At 66.3% G+C, this 17,603-nt stretch carries 16 protein-coding genes; 9 read left to right on the top strand and 7 right to left on the bottom strand.

The window, feature by feature from the left end:
* The first annotated feature begins 21 nt into the window (after nt 1-21).
* Nucleotides 22-1,128: a tRNA 2-thiouridine(34) synthase MnmA gene (gene mnmA / locus G570_RS00285; protein ID WP_037497884.1), complete on the top strand. Its 1,107-nt coding sequence runs from the start codon at nt 22-24 to the stop codon at nt 1,126-1,128.
* Nucleotides 1,129-1,176: 48 nt separating this feature from the next.
* Nucleotides 1,177-1,752 carry a PilZ domain-containing protein gene (locus G570_RS00280; protein WP_245600310.1) on the top strand — a complete coding sequence of 192 codons (576 nt, stop codon included), beginning with the start codon at nt 1,177-1,179 and terminating at the stop codon, nt 1,750-1,752.
* Here G570_RS00280 and G570_RS00275 read toward each other — a convergent pair.
* The 3 genes from G570_RS00275 to pdxH are packed head-to-tail and all read right to left on the bottom strand — an operon-like array spanning nt 1,749 to nt 4,014.
* On the bottom strand, nt 1,749-2,540 hold the full coding sequence (locus tag G570_RS00275; RefSeq protein WP_037497882.1) for a PhzF family phenazine biosynthesis protein: 792 nt from the start codon (nt 2,538-2,540) through the stop codon (nt 1,749-1,751). The two genes, G570_RS00280 and G570_RS00275, sit on opposite strands and share 4 nt — an antisense overlap.
* Nucleotides 2,537-3,439, bottom strand: a complete 903-nt coding sequence (locus G570_RS00270) for a cation diffusion facilitator family transporter (protein ID WP_037497880.1) — start codon at nt 3,437-3,439, stop codon at nt 2,537-2,539. The genes G570_RS00275 and G570_RS00270 overlap by 4 nt, the downstream gene beginning before the upstream one ends.
* On the bottom strand, nt 3,436-4,014 hold the full coding sequence (gene pdxH, locus G570_RS00265; protein WP_037497878.1) for a pyridoxamine 5'-phosphate oxidase: 579 nt from the start codon (nt 4,012-4,014) through the stop codon (nt 3,436-3,438). The genes G570_RS00270 and pdxH overlap by 4 nt, the downstream gene beginning before the upstream one ends.
* Before the next feature lie 100 nt (nt 4,015-4,114).
* Between pdxH and G570_RS00260 the strand changes: the two genes are divergently transcribed.
* Genes G570_RS00260 through fabI form a run of 3 tightly spaced genes read left to right on the top strand, consistent with a single transcriptional unit; the run spans nt 4,115 to nt 6,921 of the window.
* Nucleotides 4,115-5,068: a DnaJ C-terminal domain-containing protein gene (locus G570_RS00260; protein ID WP_037497875.1), complete on the top strand. Its 954-nt coding sequence runs from the start codon at nt 4,115-4,117 to the stop codon at nt 5,066-5,068.
* A gap of 9 nt (nt 5,069-5,077) precedes the next feature.
* Nucleotides 5,078-6,106 carry a YihY/virulence factor BrkB family protein gene (locus G570_RS00255; RefSeq protein ID WP_051503886.1) on the top strand — a complete coding sequence of 343 codons (1,029 nt, stop codon included), beginning with the start codon at nt 5,078-5,080 and terminating at the stop codon, nt 6,104-6,106.
* A gap of 11 nt (nt 6,107-6,117) precedes the next feature.
* Nucleotides 6,118-6,921 (top strand): enoyl-ACP reductase FabI, encoded by an 804-nt coding sequence (gene fabI / locus G570_RS00250; protein WP_037497872.1) that lies wholly within the window; start codon nt 6,118-6,120, stop codon nt 6,919-6,921.
* 889 nt (nt 6,922-7,810) lie between these two features.
* On the opposite strand, the gene G570_RS00245 is transcribed toward fabI, so the two are convergent.
* Both G570_RS00245 and G570_RS00240 read right to left on the bottom strand, forming a co-directional pair.
* Nucleotides 7,811-9,100 carry an adenylosuccinate synthase gene (locus tag G570_RS00245; RefSeq protein WP_037497869.1) on the bottom strand — a complete coding sequence of 430 codons (1,290 nt, stop codon included), beginning with the start codon at nt 9,098-9,100 and terminating at the stop codon, nt 7,811-7,813.
* A gap of 66 nt (nt 9,101-9,166) precedes the next feature.
* Entirely contained in the window at nt 9,167-9,784 is a 618-nt protein-coding gene (locus G570_RS00240; protein ID WP_084607389.1) for a DsbA family protein, read from the bottom strand.
* Between the two features lie 92 nt (nt 9,785-9,876).
* Here G570_RS00240 and G570_RS00235 point away from each other — a divergent pair, with 92 nt between their 5' ends.
* The 3 genes from G570_RS00235 to G570_RS00225 are packed head-to-tail and all read left to right on the top strand — an operon-like array spanning nt 9,877 to nt 13,531.
* Nucleotides 9,877-10,869: an alpha/beta hydrolase gene (locus G570_RS00235; RefSeq protein ID WP_245600228.1), complete on the top strand. Its 993-nt coding sequence runs from the start codon at nt 9,877-9,879 to the stop codon at nt 10,867-10,869.
* A 41-nt stretch (nt 10,870-10,910) separates the two neighbouring features.
* Complete coding sequence (locus G570_RS00230) at nt 10,911-12,017, top strand: helix-turn-helix domain-containing protein (protein ID WP_037497866.1); 1,107 nt, start codon at nt 10,911-10,913, stop codon at nt 12,015-12,017.
* A 59-nt stretch (nt 12,018-12,076) separates the two neighbouring features.
* A complete protein-coding gene (locus G570_RS00225; RefSeq protein WP_037503187.1) occupies nt 12,077-13,531 on the top strand; it encodes a S41 family peptidase in 1,455 nt (484 codons plus the stop codon).
* Here G570_RS00225 and serA read toward each other — a convergent pair.
* A complete protein-coding gene (gene serA / locus G570_RS00220; RefSeq protein WP_037497864.1) occupies nt 13,528-15,108 on the bottom strand; it encodes a phosphoglycerate dehydrogenase in 1,581 nt (526 codons plus the stop codon). The two genes, G570_RS00225 and serA, sit on opposite strands and share 4 nt — an antisense overlap.
* Nucleotides 15,105-16,226, bottom strand: a complete 1,122-nt coding sequence (locus tag G570_RS00215) for a phosphoserine transaminase (RefSeq protein ID WP_037497861.1) — start codon at nt 16,224-16,226, stop codon at nt 15,105-15,107. The genes serA and G570_RS00215 overlap by 4 nt, the downstream gene beginning before the upstream one ends.
* A gap of 390 nt (nt 16,227-16,616) precedes the next feature.
* Between G570_RS00215 and G570_RS00210 the strand changes: the two genes are divergently transcribed.
* Nucleotides 16,617-17,573 (top strand): M23 family metallopeptidase, encoded by a 957-nt coding sequence (locus tag G570_RS00210; RefSeq protein ID WP_037497858.1) that lies wholly within the window; start codon nt 16,617-16,619, stop codon nt 17,571-17,573.
* The last annotated feature ends 30 nt before the right edge of the window (nt 17,574-17,603 follow it).

The following is a 17,603-nucleotide window of genomic DNA, read 5'->3' as shown; positions in this document are numbered from 1 at the left end:
TTTCCGGTAAAGGCCCGCCCGATGTTTCCCAGTTTCGACCTCAAAAAAGACGCCAATTCGGCGCGAATTGTCGTGGCCATGTCCGGCGGCGTCGATTCGTCAGTGGTCGCCGCGCTGGCTGCCAGGACCGGCGCCGAAGTGGTCGGCGTCACGCTGCAGCTATACGATCATGGCGAAGCGGTGAAGCGCAGCGGCGCCTGCTGCGCGGGCCAGGACATCTATGATGCCAAGACGGTCTGCGACCGGCTCGGCATTCCGCATTATGTGCTCGATTACGAAAGCCGCTTCCGGACCGGCGTGATCGACCGCTTCGCGGACGAATATGCGGCGGGCCGGACCCCGGTGCCGTGCAGCCTGTGCAACCAGGGTGTGAAGTTCACCGACCTCGTCGCCTTCGCGCGCGAGCTTGGCGCGGACTGCCTGGCGACGGGCCATTATGTTCGCCGCGTCGAACGCGATGGCCGGGTGGAACTGTGGAAGGGCCGCGATCCGTCGCGCGACCAAAGCTATTTCCTCTACGGCACGACCCGCGACCAGCTCGACTTCCTGCGCTTCCCGCTCGGCGACCTGCCCAAGAGCGAGGTGCGCAAGCTGGCCGCGGAGGCGGGCCTGATCGTCGCCGACAAGCCCGACAGCCAGGACATCTGCTTCGTGCCCGACGGCGACTATGCCGGCCTGGTCAAGCGCCTGCGCCCCGAAACGGCGGCGCCGGGCGACATCGTCGACCTGAACGGCGAGGTGCTCGGACGTCACGACGGCGTCGTCCATTTCACCATCGGCCAGCGGCGCGGGATTGAGATCGGCGGCCAGCCCGAACCGCTCTACGTCGTTCGCATCGAACCTGAAACGCAGCGCCTGGTGGTCGGCCCGCGCCGCGCACTGGCCGTCGCGTCCGCGACCGTTGAAGGCATCAACTGGCTGGCCGAAGACCAACAACTGGTGGAAGCCAAGGTCCGCAGCCTCGCGCGCCCTGTTTCCGCGCGGTGGGACGGCCGGTCACTGACCTTCGATCAGGCCGAATATGGCGTTGCGCCCGGTCAGTCGGCGGTCTTCTACGACGGCGACCGGGTGCTCGGTGGCGGGACGATTACTTCCACAATGGCGCAGGAGCTTGTTTCCGCCGCGTAATGGATGCATCACCATCCTGCTCGGTCCGACTTCAAGGCGGGTGGCGTGATGATGACGATTGCCGAAGCGGGCGGCCGCCCCAACGACCTGCGAAAGTCGGTGCGGACGTCGATGTTCGTGTCAGCGACACTTCGCACCGCCACCAACGCCCATCCCGTCCGCGTTCGCAACATGTCGGCCAAGGGCGCGCTGATCGAAGCGCCCAGCCTGCCGCCCGTCGGAACGGTCATCGAGCTGTCGCGCGGCGCGCTGGCGGCCGTCGGCACGATCGCCTGGTGCGACAGCGGTCGGTGCGGACTGACGCTGACCGGCACGATCGATACCCAGGCATGGATGTCGCGAATGCCCGCACACCAGGCCGAGGTCGATCAGCGCATCGCCGAGGCCCGCGCCGCCATCGCGGTCGACCCCAGACCCGACGTGTCGCCGATCGAACCCATGCGCGGATTCGACGCTGTTTTGACGACGCCCGGGGCGGATATCGACCAGATGCTCGAGCGGCTCGAAACGTTGGGGGATGCCCTGTCCTCGGACCCGCATATATTGGCCGCTCACGGACAATCGCTGCAACTCATCGACGAGATCGAGCAGCGTCTTCGAGCGCTCGGTCGTCGGCTGGGCTAAAGCTGGAAATAGCCTTCGATTACGGTGACGCAGCGCGCGCCGAGGACCACCCGGTCGCCCCTCAATTCGCAATCGAACGTTCCGGAACGCTTGCTTGCCTGCAACGCGGTGAAGCGCGTCCGGCCCAACCGCTCCGCCCAGAACGGGACCAGCGCGGCATGCGCCGACCCGGTCACCGGATCTTCGTCAATGCCTAGGTAGGGGCAGAATACCCGACTGGCGATGGCGTGTTCGGCGCCCGGGGCGGTGACGATGGCCATGTGCGGCAGCGCCTTCAGCGCCGCAAAGTCGGGCCGCACCGCGCGCACCTGCGCTTCGTTGTCGAGAAGCATGATTGCGCTGTCGTTGCAGCCGTCCGCCAGCCAGGCGGTGCGCTCGCTCAGCCCCAGCGCAGCGGCCAGACCGGGCACCTCGTCCTCGCGCAGCACGCCTGCCGGAAGGTCGAGCTGCAACAGTCCCTCATCCTGTTCGTCGCGCGACACGGTGAGCACCCCGGACCGCGTCAGGAACCGCAGCGGCTTGCCGTGCGACAGCACATGGCCGGCGGCCAGCGTCGCATGGCCGCACATGTCCACCTCGTCCGTCGGCGTGAACCAGCGCAGGTGGTAATCCGCTTCGTCCGTGTCGCACGGAACGGTGAAGGCGGTCTCCGACAGGTTATTCTCTTGCGCGATCGCTTGCATCACCTCGTCGGCCAGCCAGTGGTCCAGCGGCATGACCGCTGCCGGATTGCCGGCGAAGGGCCGATCCGCCGCGGCGTCGACCTGGAAAAAGGGAATGGGGGTCATGTCGCCATCAGGTTCTGGCCGGGTTCGGCGAGGCCCTTGGGATCGGGATGGATCAGCACCTCCGTGCCCGGGAAATGCTCCTGGATCACCGCTTCGACCTCGTCCATCACCCGGTGCGCTTCGACGATCGTCAGGTCGGGATCGACCCAGATGTGGAACTGGGCAAAATCATGCCCGCCCGACGTGCGGGTGCGAAGTTCGTGAATGCCGTGCAGTTCCGGGTGGCTCTTGATCAACTCGAGGAACTGCAGGCGGCGCTCCTCGGGCCATTCGCGGTCCATCAGCTGGTCGATCGACCGGCTTGCGGCGCGGAAGGCGCCGTAAATCAGCCACAAGGCGATGCCGATGCCGAAGATCGGGTCCGCGCTGCGCCAGCCGAGATATTGGTCGAGCACCAGCGCGACGATCACCGACAGGTTGAGCAGCAGGTCGGACTGGTAATGGACATGGTCGGTTTCGATCGCGACCGACTTAGTCTTGCGGATGACGTAGCGCTGGTAGGCGAGCAGCGCCACGGTCGCGGCCATCGCCACCGCCGACACGCCGACCCCCATTTCCAGCCCTTCGGTCGCCGCGCCCTTGCCCAGTCGGTCGATCGCGCGCCAGGCGATGCCCAGCGCCGAGATGGTGATCAGGATGACTTGGGTCAGCGCCGCCAGCGCTTCAGCCTTGCCGTGGCCGAAGCGATGCTCCTCGTCCGCGGGCATCGCCGCCCAGCGAACGCCAAGCAGCGTCACGATGCTTGCGACCAGGTCCAGCGCCGTATCGGCAAGGCTGCCCAGCATGGCCACCGACCCGGTTTTCCAGGCTGCATAGCCTTTCATCGCGACCAGGAAGACCGCCATCGAAATGCTGGCGGCGGCGGCGCGGGTGGTGAGAGCAGTGCGGTCGTTGCTCATGGATACAGATATCCTTCACTCCAGCCCTGGCCGTCACGGACGAACAGGCGGCGTTCGTGCAGGCGATGGGCGCGATCGCTCCAGAACTCGATCTGCTCGGGCGTGACGCGAAACCCGGTCCAGCGCGCGGGGCGGGGCACATCCTGCCCTTCGAACCTGGCCTTCACCTCTTCAAATCGCGCCTCGAACGTCGCGCGCTGGTCGAGCGGGCGGGACTGGAGCGAGGCATGGGCGCCAAGCTGGCTGTCGCGCGACCGGCTGGCGAAATAGGCGTCGGCTTCGTCGTCGCTCACCTCGGCCACCGGACCCTCGATCCGGATCTGGCGGCGCAACGACTTCCAGTGAAACAGCAGCGCGACGTGCGGATTGTCCGCCAGATCGCCGCCCTTGCGGCTGTCGGCGTTTGTGTAGAAGACGAAGCCGGCAGGGCCATGACCTTTCAGCAAGACCATGCGGACCGACGGCCGTCCCTCGCGCGTCGAGGTGGCCAGCGCCATCGCTTCGGGATCGTTCGGCTCGCTCTGCTTCGCTTCGGCCAGCCAGCTGTCGAACAGCAAGAAAGGATCGTCCGCCATGACCCAAGCCTTTGCCGATTGCGCCGCCGCCTGTCGAGGGGAAGCTTGACGCGCAGCGCCGACGGCTGGAAACGGGACGCAAGACAACAAAGGACGCAAATTGGACCTTTACCAGCAATTGGGTGTGCAGCGCAGCGCGACCGAGGCCGAGATCAAGAAGGCCTATCGCAGCCTGGCCAAGCAGCTGCACCCTGACCGAAACAAGGACAATCCCAAGGCCGCCGAACGCTTTTCGGCGGTGACGCGCGCCTATGACATCCTGGCCGACAAGGAAAAGCGCGCCCAGTATGATCGCGGCGAAATCGATGACGAAGGCAATCCGCGCAGCCCGTTCGGCGCAGGCTTCGGCGGCGGCGGCTATTCCCGCTCGGCGAGCCGCGGCGGTGCCGACGGGTTTCCGGGCGGCGGCGGAGGTGGCTTCGGTGAAGGCGCAGACCTTAGCGACCTGTTCGAAGGGCTGTTCGGCGCGGCGACCGGCCAGCGTCGCGGCAGTACCGGCGGATTCGGTGGGTTCCGCCAGCAGCGCGCGCCGCAGAAAGGCGCCGACGTCCAGTATCGGCTGAAGGTGCCGTTTGTCGACGCGGTGACGATGCGCGACCAGCGGGTGACCCTGTCGGGCAATCGAACCATCGACCTCAAGCTGCCCAAGGGGGTCGACAGCGGCACCAAGGTCCGCCTGACCGGCCAGGGCGAAGAGGGTCCTGGCGGCAAGGGCGACGCAATCGTGACGATCGAGATCGGCAGTCATCCCTTTTACGTCCGCGACGGCCAGAACATCCGCCTGACGCTGCCCGTGACGCTGAAGGAAGCGGTGCTGGGCGCCAAGGTGAAGGTGCCGACGCCCGAAGGGCCGGTGATGCTGTCGGTGCCCAAGGGGTCGAGCAGCGGCAAGCTGCTGCGACTCAAGGGCCGCGGATTTCTGGGCAAGGACGGGCAGCGCGGCGACCTTCTGGTCGAACTGGCAATCGATGTGCCGCAAGGCGACGAGGCGCTGGAACGCTTTGCCGAAAGCTGGGACGGCGGTGGCAACCCGCGCGCAGGGCTCGGCGTTTAAGCGGGCCTGATGCTCGAACATCATCCCCACTCGCCCGAGGAACGGCGCAAGCGGCTGGCCCGGCTCAGGGCACGCTTCGGCAAGGAAGCGGTCGAGCGGGCGAAGCGGGAAATCCAGCCGCTGGTGATCGCCAAGCGGGTCGCGGTCGGCCTTTACGACGACGGCTTCATTCACGCGGGCAACCTTGCCTACCTGTCACTGCTGGCGCTGTTCCCGTTCATCATCCTCGCCGCGGCCGTCGCCCGCCTGTTGGGGCGCGCAGAGGACACGGCGCGCGCGGTGTCAACGATCCTTGCGCGGTTGCCGGCGGTGGTCGACGACGTGCTGCGCGGGCCGATCCAGGAAGTGCTGGCCGGTCGTTCAGGCGCGCTGCTGTGGTTCGGCGCACTGGTCGGCCTGTGGACCACGGCGAGCTTCATCGAAACGATCCGCGACATTTTGCGGCGGGCCTATGGCGTCAAATATTCGGCCAGCTTCTGGCAGTATCGGCTGGGGTCGATGCTGATGATTATCGGGTCGGTGATCCTGCTGCTGGTCGCCTTCGCTGTGACGGTCGCGCTGTCGTCGATCCACCATGTGATCGTCCAGCGGCTGCCCTTTTCCAACGGGCTGGCGCATGAGCTGGGCCTTTACCGGCTGGTCCCGGTGGCGACCTTGTTCTTCACTTTCTACATCCTCTTCCTTGCGCTGACCCCGGCGCGGTACCGGACACTGGAGTGCCGCAAGTGGCCCGGCGCGCTGGTCGTCACCCTGTGGTGGTTCGCCACCGCCGAAATCCTGCCCGACATCGTCGGACTGTTCGGGGGCTATGCCCTGACCTACGGCAGCCTGGGCGGCGTGATCGTCGTCCTGCTGTTCTTCTTCGTCGTCGGACTTGGCGTGGTCGCGGGGGCGGAGCTCAACGCGGCGCTGGCGGAACCGGGCGATTTGGCGCTAAGGGGCGAGCAGTATGAGGGGCCGTACGCCGACGAGTTGAAGGTCGGCGAGCCGGCATCCGACGAGGCAGTCGATCGGTCGCGTCAGGCGGCCGGAAAATAGGGGAAGACCGCATGGCGGGATTGATGGCCGGAAAGCGCGGCCTGATCATGGGGCTGGCCAACGACAAGTCGCTGGCCTGGGGCATTTCGAAACTGCTGGCCGAGCAGGGCGCCGAGCTGGCGTTCAGCTACCAGGGCGAGGCGCTGGAAAAGCGGGTGCGGCCGCTGGCCGAGCAGCTGGGCAGCGATTTCTGCTTCGACTGCGACGTCAGCGACATGGCCAAGCTCGACGAAGCGTTCGCGGAACTGAAGTCGCGCTGGGACGGCATCGACTTCGTCGTCCATGCGATCGGCTTTTCGGACAAGAACGAGCTGCGCGGCGGCTATGTCGACACCAGCCTCGACAATTTCCTGATGACGATGAACATCAGCGTCTATTCCTTCGCCGCGGTGGCCCAGCGGGCGCGGGCGATGATGAAGCCGGGCGGATCGCTGCTGACCCTGAGCTATTACGGCGCGGAAAAGGTCATCCCGCATTACAACGTCATGGGCGTGGCCAAGGCGGCGCTGGAAACATCGGTGAAGTATCTCGCCGCCGACCTCGGCCCCGAAGGCATCCGCGTCAACGCGATCAGCGCAGGCCCGATCAAGACGCTGGCCGCTAGCGGAATCGGTGACTTCCGCTACATCATGAAGTGGAACGAATATAATTCGCCGCTGCGCCGCAACGTGACGATCGAGGATGTCGGCGGCGCTGGCCTCTACCTGCTCAGCGACCTGGCGAGCGGCGTGACGGGCGAAATCCACCATGTCGACGCGGGCTACAACGTCGTCGGCATGAAGGCCGAAGACGCGCCGGATTTGACCTTGAGCTAACCGAGCGCAGGGGAGCGATTGTCGTGACAATCGCGAGCCAGCGCGAAGAGCTAGCGAAAGCGGACGGCCTGCAAGCGAAGCGCAGACAGGACCGACGGCGCGGCTTCGCCGCGACGCATTCCGCACGCCCTTAGCTTCACTATCGGCTCACCAAAGGCGCCTTTTTCGACCGTTTGCGTGAACTTAGGCCACGCGCAGCCTGTCCGGGGGACAGGCGAGCATGGACTACGCGACTTTTCACACTTTTCACAGTCGTGACGTCGATCGCGCGAGCGACATCGGGAACGTTCGACGGGTTCAAAGAGCCCTCGATGACGGTGACACAAGATCAGCGCTGTAGGACAGCGAAAAGCGGACGGGCCCCAATGGGTGGAAAGCTGACTTTAGCCGACTGGCCTAATCAGTTGCGACAGGGGCGCTTCCGCGCTGCCGCCTCAATCCCGTAAGAAGTGATTTCATTGGCTTCCAAGCATAGTCCCCCCGCGACTGATCCTGTCCAGACCACTACGCTCCCGCTGTCTTCGTGCGACACGACAAGCAGATATTTGCGGCCCGTAATCGGCTGTGCCGAGGCTTGGTCGAAATACAAGGGAGCCCGAAATGCTGGTCCGTATAAAGTACGCAGTGGTGCGAAATACAGCCGCCAAGAACTGTCCAACATCAGGGTGCCATTCTCATCGCAGATGCAGGGTGCGCCCGGCCGCCCTGCAATATCTTCGACCCTAGTTAGCCGAGCTTCGACGACCGACGCCGGTGCGGTTGATAGCTGCGATGAACCCGCCTCGACGTAAGCGGCCAACGCTAGCCCAAGCAAAGCGGACGAAAACATCAGGGCAGGTTGGCCTAATGGTTTAATGACCGCAATGGGTCGTTGGCGGACATTCGCTGCCTAAGCCGAAAACGGATCGCTCACCAAAATCGTGTCGTCGCGGTCAGGCGAGGTGCTGACCAGCGCTACCGGGCAGCGGATCAGTTCTTCGATGCGGCGGACATATTTGATCGCCTGCGCGGGGAGGTCGGCCCAGCTGCGGGCGCCGGCTGTGGTCCCCTGCCAGCCGTCCATTTCTTCATAGATCGGGGTCGCGCGCGCCTGGTCGGCGGCGTGAGGCGGGAGATAGTCGTAGACGGTGTCGCCGATCTTGTAGCCGGTGCAGATCTTCACCCGGTCCATGCCGTCAAGCACGTCGATCTTGGTGAGCGCGATGCCGGTGATGCCGCTGACCGCGGCGGATTGCTTGACCAGCACCGCGTCGAACCAGCCGCAGCGGCGGCGGCGGCCCGTGACGGTCCCGAATTCATGGCCGCGCTCGCCCAATCGCTGGCCGACCTCGTCTTCCAGTTCGGTCGGGAAGGGGCCGGAGCCGACGCGGGTGGTGTAGGCCTTGACGATGCCAAGCACGAAGCCCGCCGCGCCGGGGCCCATGCCGCTGCCGCTGCCGGTCGTCCCCGCCACCGTGTTGGACGAGGTGACGAAGGGGTAGGTGCCATGGTCGACGTCGAGCAGCACGCCCTGCGCGCCTTCGAACAGGATGCGGCGGCCGCGGCGCTTGGCCTCGTCGAGGTCGCGCCACACGGGGCGGGCGAACTGCAGCACGAAGTCGGCGATTTCGGCGAGGTCGGCCTTCAGGCGCTCGCGGTCGACGGCAGGCTCGCCGAAGCCGGCGCGAAGGTGATCGTGGTGCGCGCACAGGCGGTCGAGCAGCGGGTCGAGCTCGTCAAGGTGCGCCAGGTCGCAGACGCGGATGGCGCGGCGGCCGACCTTGTCTTCATAGGCCGGGCCGATGCCGCGGCGGGTGGTGCCGATCTTGCCCGCGCCGCTGGCGTCTTCGCGCATCGCGTCAAGGTCGCGGTGGATGGGCAGGATCAGCGGGCAGGTCTCGGCGATCATCAGCACGTCGGGTTCGATGCGGACGCCCTGGCCGCGCAGCTTTTCGACCTCGGCGTTCAGCGCCCAGGGGTCGAGCACGACGCCGTTGCCGATCACCGACGGCGTGCCGGTGACGATGCCGCTGGGCAGCAGCGAGAGCTTGTAGACATTGTCGCCGACGACGAGCGTATGACCGGCGTTGTGGCCGCCCTGGAAGCGGACCACGACGTCGGCGCGGCTGGCCAGCCAGTCGACGATCTTGCCCTTGCCTTCGTCGCCCCACTGCGCGCCGATGACGGTGACATTGCCCATGATTCGAAATTCCTTTGCGGTACGCCGCCCTTTAGCGGCTGAAACCGTGGGGTCAAAGGAGCGGTGTCAGCGCTTTTTCGCCTTGCGCGCGTCGGCGATTTCGAGGCGCAGGGTTTTCGCGTCGAGCGCGCCGTCGACCAGCGTGTCGCCGATGATGAAGCCCGGCGTCCCGGAAATGCCGGCGGCTTCGGACAGGTTCTGGTTCTGCGCGATCTGGGCGTCGATCGCCTTGCCATGCAGGGCAAGGTCGCGCTGCAGCCGCGGCCAGTCGACCCCGGCGCGCGCGGCGGCGGCGCGGATCGCGGCATCGTCGAGCGGCAGCGGCTGGATCATCAGCGCGTGGTGGAACGCATCATGCTTGCGCTGATATTTGGCGGCCATCGCGGCGCGCGCGGCATTGGTCGAACGCTGGCCGAAAATCGGCGTGTCGCGGTAGATGATGCGCAGCTTCGGATCGGCGGCGAAGACCGTCCGCACGTCGGCGTGGAAGCGGCGGCAGGCCGAGCATTGATAATCGAAGAAATAGGTGACGGTGAGGTTGGCGCCGGGCAGGGCGCGGACCGGCGCATTGCCGACTACATAATAGTCCTGGCGCGTCGGGGGGCGCGGCTGGGCGAAATCCGACTGGGCGATCGAAGGCCCGGCGAGCAGGGCTGCGACCAGCAAAGAAAGGGGCATACGCATCGACAGGCCTTAACCATTTCCGCTCAGGCGCGGTTCAGCGCCCCGCCTATTGAATATGGCCCCTGACGTCCAGTTTTCACCGGAGGGAAGCGATGAAAAAGTGGGTATTGGCGGCGACGGCGTGCGTCCTGGCGATCAGCGCGGCGGCGGTTGCGCAGCGCGAGCGGATGTCCGCCGAATGCCGGCAGGAACTGATCCAGCTGTGCCGCGGGGCGGAGGGCGGTTTCGGCCAGTGTTTGCGGACGGCGCTGCCCAAGCTTAGTAATCCGTGTCGCAAGGCGATGAGCGACCGCGCGATGGCGCGCCAGGAACGGCCCGACGGCATGGTCGAAATCGCTTATGGCAGCGACCCCAAGCAACGGCTCGACCTGATGGTGCCGGGCGGGACGACGAAGGCGCCGATCCTGTTCTTCGTCCATGGCGGCGGATGGTCGATCGGCGACAAGGTCGCGGGCGAAAAGACGAAGGCGCCATGGGCGACGGGTCAGGGCTGGGCCTTTGCCAGCGCCAACTACCGGCTGGTGCCGCAGGCGAGCGTCGAACAGCAGGCGGCGGACCTGGCCAATGCGCTGGCGTGGCTCAGGGCCAATGCGGCAGCGCGGGGCCTTGACCCGGATCGCATCGTGCTGATGGGGCACAGCGCCGGCGCGCACCTCGTCGCACTGCTCGGCACCGACACGCATTATCTCAAGGATGCGGGTGTGCCGCTGTCCGCGGTGAAGGGCGTCGTGCTGCTCGACGGTGCCGGTTATGACGTGCCGAGCCAGTCGAGCGCGGAGATGAACATCGTCAAGCCGATGTACGAAGCGGCTTTCTCGAACGATCCCAAGCGGCAGGCGGCGCTGTCGCCGACGCGGCATGCCGGCGCGCCGAACGTTGCAAACTGGCTGATCCTGCCGATCCAGAGCCGCGCCGACAGCCAGGCCCAGTCGTGCGGGCTGGCCGACGCGCTGCGCAAGGCAGGCGCGTCGGCGGTGGTGGCGGTGGTGCCGGGCGAGAGCCACGGCAGCCTCAACAAAGGTCTGGGCGAGGAAGGCGACTTCGCGACGGGCGAGGTCGAGCGCTTCCTGGTGTCGCTGCGCTGAGGGCGCTTTTGCCCTAGCGCTGCCGCGGCTATGACGGGGCGATGGGGGCCGGTCTCGTCTTCGGGTGGCGCAGTGCAGTCCTGCTGGTCGCGTTCGTCCAGCTGCTGCTGCTTGCTGCCGCCCTGATGCGCCCGCTGCGCAACCGCATCGCCAATCGAACGCTGGCCGCGCTGCTGATCGTGCTGGCGGGACAGATTACGCCGTGGATGATCGGCTTTGCCGGATTTTACGACCGCTGGCAGGAATTGAGCTTCGTGCCGGTCGCGATCCCGCTTGCCATCGCGCCGCTCGCCTATCTTTACGTCCATGCGCTGGTGGTCGGGGCCTGGCCCGAGCGGGGCTGGCGGCACCTGCTGCCCGGGGCGGTGCAGTTCGCCTACCTCGCGGGCTGCTTCCTGCTGCTGCGCCAGCCGCTGAAGAACGACTGGCTGGTCGAAGCGTCGGTCGGCTACGACCTCATCGTCGGGACCGGGGTGGTGGTCGGCCTTGCCGCCTATGGCAGGGCGGCGCGGCGCCTGGTCCGCGACTATGGCGAACGGCTGGCGAGCCAGCGCAGCGACGATCATCGCTTCGCCCTCAACTGGCTGATCCGCGCGGTCGCGGCGCTGTTCCTGCTGTTGGCGGTGTGGACGGTCTACGGCGTGTGGGATCTCGTCTCGCCGCTTGGATACCGCGGGCTGATGGGGCTTTACGTGGCGATTGCGGCCTTCGCCCTGTTCCTCGGCATCGAGGGCTGGCGGCATGCCGCGCTGGCCTTTCCCCGCCTGACCGAACTGGAACCGCCGCCGCAGGCCGGGCCTGATTGGAAAAGCCGGGCAGCCGAATGGGCGGAGCGGGTGCGGGCGGAGCGGCTGTATGTCGATCCCGAGCTGAGCGTGCCGCGCCTGGCGCGCTTGCTCGCCACCAACACCGCCTATGTGTCGCGCGCGTTCAACGAAGGGCTGGGCCAGAATTTCTCGACCGTCATCAACCGGCTGCGGAGCGAGGAAGTGGCGCGGCGGATCGACGGGGGCGCGGACGCCGACCTGCTCGACCTCGCGCTCGATTGCGGGTTCAGTTCGAAGGCCAGCTTCAACCGCGCCTTCCGCGCCGCTTTCGGCTGCAGCCCCTCGGCCTATCGCCGCACCCACGGCTCAAAATCGAAATAATGTGCGCCATCGGGCAAAGTGAGGCGAGCGACGGCGCGCGGCGGAGCATGAAGTGCGCCATGATTTATCTCACCCGACGCCAGATGATCGCCGCCAGCGGCGCGGCCCTGATCGCCAGCCATGCCGCCGTGCGCGCCGCGCCCGGCGCGGGCGAGCTGGCCGATGACATCGACATCGTCCGGCGCTCGCTGGCGCTGCATCCGGGCCTGCTGCGATACCAGACCCAGAGCCAGGTCGACGCGCGCCTTGGGCGACTGGCGCGCGATTACGGCGCCGCGCGCAGCCTGGACGAACGGTTCCTGCTATTGTCCGCCTTCACCGCCACGGTCCGCTGCGGCCACACCCAGTGCAATCCCTACAACCAGAAGAAGGCGGTGGTCGCGCAGCTGTTCGAGCGGCCGACGCGGGTGCCGTTCGAATTTGACTGGATCGGCAGGCGGATGGTGGTGCTGGCCGATCGTAGCGGCACGGGGCGGCTGGTCCGGGGATCCGAAATCCTGTCGATTGACGGCGTTCCGGCATCGCGGATGCTCGACCGTCTGGTGGCTTATGCCCGCGCCGACGGGGCGAACGACGCCAAGCGCGTGAAGCAGATGGCGATGCTGGGGACCGATCGATGGGAGACCTTCGACATCTTCCAGGGCCTGATGCTCCCGCCGACCAACGGCGTGTTCCGGCTGCGCTACCGCACTCCCACGGGCGCGGTCCGTAGCGGCGAATTTGCGGCGCTGACGGAACAGCAGCGGCGTGCGACCCGCCATACGCTGGAAACCGACGGCACGACCGAGCCTTTCTGGACGTGGGAGATGCAGGAGGGGATCGCGCTGCTGACCATGCCGAGCTGGGTGATGTACAACAGCAAATGGGCGTGGGAGCCATGGCTCGACGAACGGCTGGACAGCCTCGCGGGCGCCAGGGGGCTGATCGTCGACCTGCGCGACAATGAGGGCGGCAACGAAGTCGGCAACCGGATTTTTGCGCGGCTGGCGGGCCGCGACCTCGACTTCGCAGGGTATCGGCAGTTGGTCCGCTATCGTCGCACGCCCAAGGAGCTCGATGCCTTCCTCGATACCTGGGACGACAGCTTCCGGACGATTGGCGAGAATGCGCGCGACGCGGGCAATGGCTTTTTCGAGCTTGGCAAGGAGCAGAGCGATACGATCCAGGCGGTCGGCAAGCCGCTTCCCATCAAGGTCGCTGCGCTGGTCGGGCCGGCATGCAGTTCGGCGACCTTTTCCTTCGCGCGAAGGGCGCAGGAATCGGGACTGGTCAAATTGTTCGGCGAGCCCACCGGGGGCAATTTGCGCGGCATCAACGGCAATGGCTATTTCTTCGTCCGGCTGCCCGGCAGCGGACTGGAATATGACCTGCCGATCGTCGGCAATTTTCCGACGACGCCGCAGCCCGACCGCGGCGTCCTGCCCGATGTCGCGGTCCGGCCGACCGTGGCCGATATTGCGGCGGGCCGCGACCCGGTACTGGCCGCGGCCCGCCGCTGGATCGGGTCGAGCTAGAAGCTCAGCGGGACGACCTTGCGCACACCGTCGAGCGCGCACAGCGCCTTGACCGTGTCGGGGCCGATCTTGCCGTCGACCGCGACCAGCGACGCGGCATCGCCGCGCGCCTTGCGGCGTCCGAGGTTGAAGGTCGCGATATTGATGCCTTCGTTGCCGAGCGCGGTGCCGAGCTTGCCGATGAAGCCCGGCGTGTCGGTGTTTACGATGTAGAGCATCGCGCCTTCGAGTTCGGCCTCGATTTCGATCCCGAACAATTCGACGAGCCGCGGGCTGTCGTTGCCGAACAGGGTGCCGGCGACGCGGCGCACGCCCTTGGCCGAGGTCGCTTCGACCGCGATCAGCGTGTGATAGGCGCCTTCGCGGTCATGACGCACTTCGCGGACGTCGAGGCCGCGTTCCTTGGCAAGGAAGGGTGCGTTGACCATGTTGACGGTGTCCGAATAGGTGCCCATCAGGCCCGCCAGCACCGCGCCGGTGATCGGCTTCTGGTTCAATTGCGCGGCCGCGCCTTCGACCTCGATCGACACGCCCTTGATATCGTCGCCGACGACCTGGCCGACCAGCTTCCCGAGCTTTTCGGCTAGCGCCATGTAGGGCTTGAGCTTCGGCGCTTCCTCGGCCGACAGCGAAGGCATGTTGATGGCGTTGGTGACGCCGCCCAAGAGCAGGAAATCGCTCATCTGTTCGGCGACCTGGATGGCGACATTGACCTGCGCTTCGCTGGTCGACGCGCCGAGGTGCGGGGTCGAAATGAAGTTGGGGGTGCCGAACAGCGGGCTGTCCTTGGCCGGTTCGGTTTCGAACACGTCGAGCGCGGCGCCGGCGATATGGCCGCTATCCAATCCGTCCTTCAAAGCCGCTTCGTCGATCAGGCCGCCGCGCGCGCAGTTGATGATGCGGACGCCTTTCTTGGTCTTAGCAAGATTTGCCGCCGACAAAATATTGCGGGTCTGATCGGTCAGCGGCGTGTGCAAGGTGATGAAGTCTGCGCGCTTCAGCAGTTCGTCCAGCTCGACCTTTTCGATGCCGAGATCGACCGCGCGTTCGGGGGTGAGGAAGGGGTCGAATGCGACGACCTTCATCTTGAGGCCCAGCGCGCGGCTGGCGACGATCGAGCCGATGTTGCCCGCGCCGATCAGGCCCAAGGTCTTGCCGGTGACCTCGACGCCCATGAAGCGGTTCTTTTCCCACTTGCCGGCCTGGGTCGAGGCGTCCGCCTCGGGCAGTTGGCGGGCGAGCGCGAACATCAGCGCGATGGCATGTTCGGCGGTTGTGATCGAATTGCCGAAGGGCGTGTTCATCACCACGACACCGCGCGCGGTGGCGGCGGGAATGTCGACATTGTCGACGCCGATGCCGGCGCGGCCGACGACCTTCAGATTGGTCGCGGCGTCGAGGACGGCCTTGGTCACCTTGGTCGAGCTGCGGATGGCAAGGCCGTCATAGCCGCCGATACGGGCGATCAACTGTTCGGGCGTTTCGCCGGTAATCTCGTCGACCTCGATCCCGCGGTCGCGGAAGATCGCCGCGGCCTTGGGGTCCATCTTGTCGGAAATCAGTACGCGAACGGTCATTTCAAATTCTCCCAGGCCCAATCGAGCCACGGCCCGAGGGCCTCGATATCGGCGGTGTCGACGGTCGCGCCGCACCAGATGCGAAGGCCCGGCGGGGCGTCGCGGTAGCCGGCGATGTCGTAGGCGGCGTGTTCGGTTTCGAGCAGTTTCGCGAACCGCTTGATCATGTCCGCGTCGGCGCCGTCGACGGTGAGGCACACGCTGGTCTTCGACCGCGTCGCCGGATCCTGCGCGAGGTGGCCGAGCCAGTTGCGGCCCTCGACGATGCGGTCGAGCGCGGCGGCATTGGCGTCGCTGCGGGCGATGAGGCCCTTGAGGCCACCGAGCCCCTTTGCCCATTCGAGCGCGAAGATGGCATCTTCGACCGCCAGCATCGACGGGGTGTTGATCGTCTCGCCCTTGAAGATGCCTTCGACCAGCTTGCCGCCCTTGGTCATGCGGAACAGCTTGGGGAGGGGGCGGTCGGGGGTGTAGCTTTCCAGCCGCTCGACCGCGCGCGGGCCGAGGATCAGGACGCCGTGCGCGCCTTCGCCACCCAGCACCTTCTGCCAGCTGAAGGTGGCGACATCGATCTTGGCCCACGGCAGGTCGTAGGCGAACACCGCGCTGGTCGCGTCGGCGAAGCTCAGGCCCTCGCGGTCTTGCGGGATCCAGTCGCCGTCGGGCACGCGCACGCCGCTGGTGGTGCCGTTCCAGGTGAACAGCACGTCGCTCGACCAGTCGACTTGGCTGAGGTCGGGAAGCTGGCCGTAGTCGGCGCGGATGATGGTGGGGTCGAGCTTGAGCTGCTTGGCGGCGTCGGTGACCCAGCCTTCGCCGAAGCTTTCCCAAGCCAGCGTGGTGACGGGCCGAGCGCCGAGCATTGCCCACATCGCCATTTCGAAGGCGCCGGTGTCGGAGCCCGCGACGATGCCGATGCGGTGGGTGTCGGGCAATTCCAGCATCTCGCGCATCAGGTCGATGCAATAGGCCAAGCGCTGCTTGCCCAGCGCACCGCGATGCGAACGCCCAAGGTCGTCAAGGAACAGTTTTTCGGGGGCCCAGCCCGGCGGCTTGGCGCAGGGACCGGAAGAGAAATGGGGACGCGCGGGACGCACGTCTGGTCGTGTATTCGTCAATGTAGACTCTCCTCACAGAGAGCTCGCGCCGCGTTGGGACGGCGTGGCCCGCTGACGGCTTTAACGAGCGAACACGAAAAGGGGAACGCGAAATCTTCGCCGATCGAACGATTCGTCACGTTCGCAGAAATCCGCCGTTTATTTCCGGTTAAAACGCAACCTAGCGCAAGTTTCCGACTCAACTCATCGCCGCGACCGGACGCTTCACCCTGTCCTTCGGAACCAAGTGTTGAATTGATTAACCAATGAGGGTCAGTTCCTTGGCTTCGGCATTCGGTGGGCAACCGTTGCCGGAAGTGCCGGGGCTGGGGAGCTCCACGACTTATGATGTTTCTGGCCGAGCGCGGTGTGTTGCGCCTGGTGAGAGTACGCAAGGAGCGTGTGAGGGTGATGACTGTAGCGGCAACCGCTAAGAAATCGATGATCCGCGACCGCGAACTGTTCGTCCATGACGGAAAGCATCTGCGCAAGCTGACGCTGTCGGCGCCGGTTCAGGCGATGCTGCTGGTCGTGACCGCGCTGCTGCTGTGCTGGTCGACCTTTGCGACGGTGCGACTTTTCACCGCCCAAGCCGTTCCCGCTGCCGCCGCCACCGCTCCCAACGCCGACATCGCCCGCCTCGCCGCCGAAACCGAAACCCGGGTCCGCCAGATCGAAGAACGCCAGCGCATCCTCGCCGCGATGATCGCGGGCGAAAAGGTCGCGCCGGAAACCATCGCCAAGCTGGGCTACCACCTGCCGAGCGCCACCGAAGAGCTGGCTGTCGGCGGACCGTTCGAATCGGCGGACAAGAGCGATCCGACCTTCAAGTCGCTGTTTTCCAGCTGGAAGAAGCTCGACAACCTTGCCGACGGCGCGATCGCGGTTCCGTCGGACAAGCCGGTCCGCACCGCCGCCTTCACCTCGGGCTATGGCGTGCGCAGCGATCCGTTCAACGGCGGCGCGGCGCGTCACCAGGGCATCGACCTGGCCGGCCCGATCGGCACGCCGATCTACGCCACCGCCGACGGCGTCGTCGAAGAAGCCGGCTGGAATGCCGGCGGCTACGGCAACCTCGTCAAGCTCGACCATGGCAAGGGTATCGAAACCCGCTACGGCCACATGTCGGCGATCATGGTCAAGCCGGGCCAGCGCGTGACCCGCGGGATGCAGATCGGCCGCATGGGTTCGACCGGCCGTTCGACCGGCAGCCACCTTCACTACGAAGTCCGCATCGACGGCCGCGCGGTCAACCCGATCCCGTTCATGAAGTCGAACGACTATCTGCTCGCCATGCAGAAGAACGGTGCCGGCACCCATTCGATGGACGCGGTTGCGCTGGGCGGCCCGGCGAGCGGCAAGCGCTAAGCTTGCCGCAGGGGGCGCTGCCCCCTACAT

This window comes from Sphingomonas jaspsi DSM 18422 (genome assembly GCF_000585415.1).
Lineage (GTDB): Bacteria > Pseudomonadota > Alphaproteobacteria > Sphingomonadales > Sphingomonadaceae > Sphingomicrobium > Sphingomicrobium jaspsi.
Note: the sequence above shows the minus strand (reverse complement) of the source record. Positions and strands in the feature narration are given on the sequence as shown.

What these genes read in the sequence shown, in the direction of transcription:
- mnmA (WP_037497884.1), top strand. Translation starts at nt 22, where the DNA reads ATGTTTCCCAGTTTCGACCTCAAAAAAGACGCCAATTCGGCGCGAATT.
- G570_RS00280 (WP_245600310.1), top strand. Translation starts at nt 1,177, where the DNA reads ATGATGACGATTGCCGAAGCGGGCGGCCGCCCCAACGACCTGCGAAAG.
- G570_RS00275 (WP_037497882.1), bottom strand. Translation starts at nt 2,540, where the DNA reads ATGACCCCCATTCCCTTTTTCCAGGTCGACGCCGCGGCGGATCGGCCC.
- G570_RS00270 (WP_037497880.1), bottom strand. Translation starts at nt 3,439, where the DNA reads ATGAGCAACGACCGCACTGCTCTCACCACCCGCGCCGCCGCCGCCAGC.
- pdxH (WP_037497878.1), bottom strand. Translation starts at nt 4,014, where the DNA reads ATGGCGGACGATCCTTTCTTGCTGTTCGACAGCTGGCTGGCCGAAGCG.
- G570_RS00255 (WP_051503886.1), top strand. Translation starts at nt 5,078, where the DNA reads ATGCTCGAACATCATCCCCACTCGCCCGAGGAACGGCGCAAGCGGCTG.
- fabI (WP_037497872.1), top strand. Translation starts at nt 6,118, where the DNA reads ATGGCGGGATTGATGGCCGGAAAGCGCGGCCTGATCATGGGGCTGGCC.
- G570_RS00245 (WP_037497869.1), bottom strand. Translation starts at nt 9,100, where the DNA reads ATGGGCAATGTCACCGTCATCGGCGCGCAGTGGGGCGACGAAGGCAAG.
- G570_RS00240 (WP_084607389.1), bottom strand. Translation starts at nt 9,784, where the DNA reads ATGCGTATGCCCCTTTCTTTGCTGGTCGCAGCCCTGCTCGCCGGGCCT.
- G570_RS00235 (WP_245600228.1), top strand. Translation starts at nt 9,877, where the DNA reads ATGAAAAAGTGGGTATTGGCGGCGACGGCGTGCGTCCTGGCGATCAGC.
- G570_RS00230 (WP_037497866.1), top strand. Translation starts at nt 10,911, where the DNA reads ATGGGGGCCGGTCTCGTCTTCGGGTGGCGCAGTGCAGTCCTGCTGGTC.
- G570_RS00225 (WP_037503187.1), top strand. Translation starts at nt 12,077, where the DNA reads ATGATTTATCTCACCCGACGCCAGATGATCGCCGCCAGCGGCGCGGCC.
- serA (WP_037497864.1), bottom strand. Translation starts at nt 15,108, where the DNA reads ATGACCGTTCGCGTACTGATTTCCGACAAGATGGACCCCAAGGCCGCG.
- G570_RS00210 (WP_037497858.1), top strand. Translation starts at nt 16,617, where the DNA reads ATGACTGTAGCGGCAACCGCTAAGAAATCGATGATCCGCGACCGCGAA.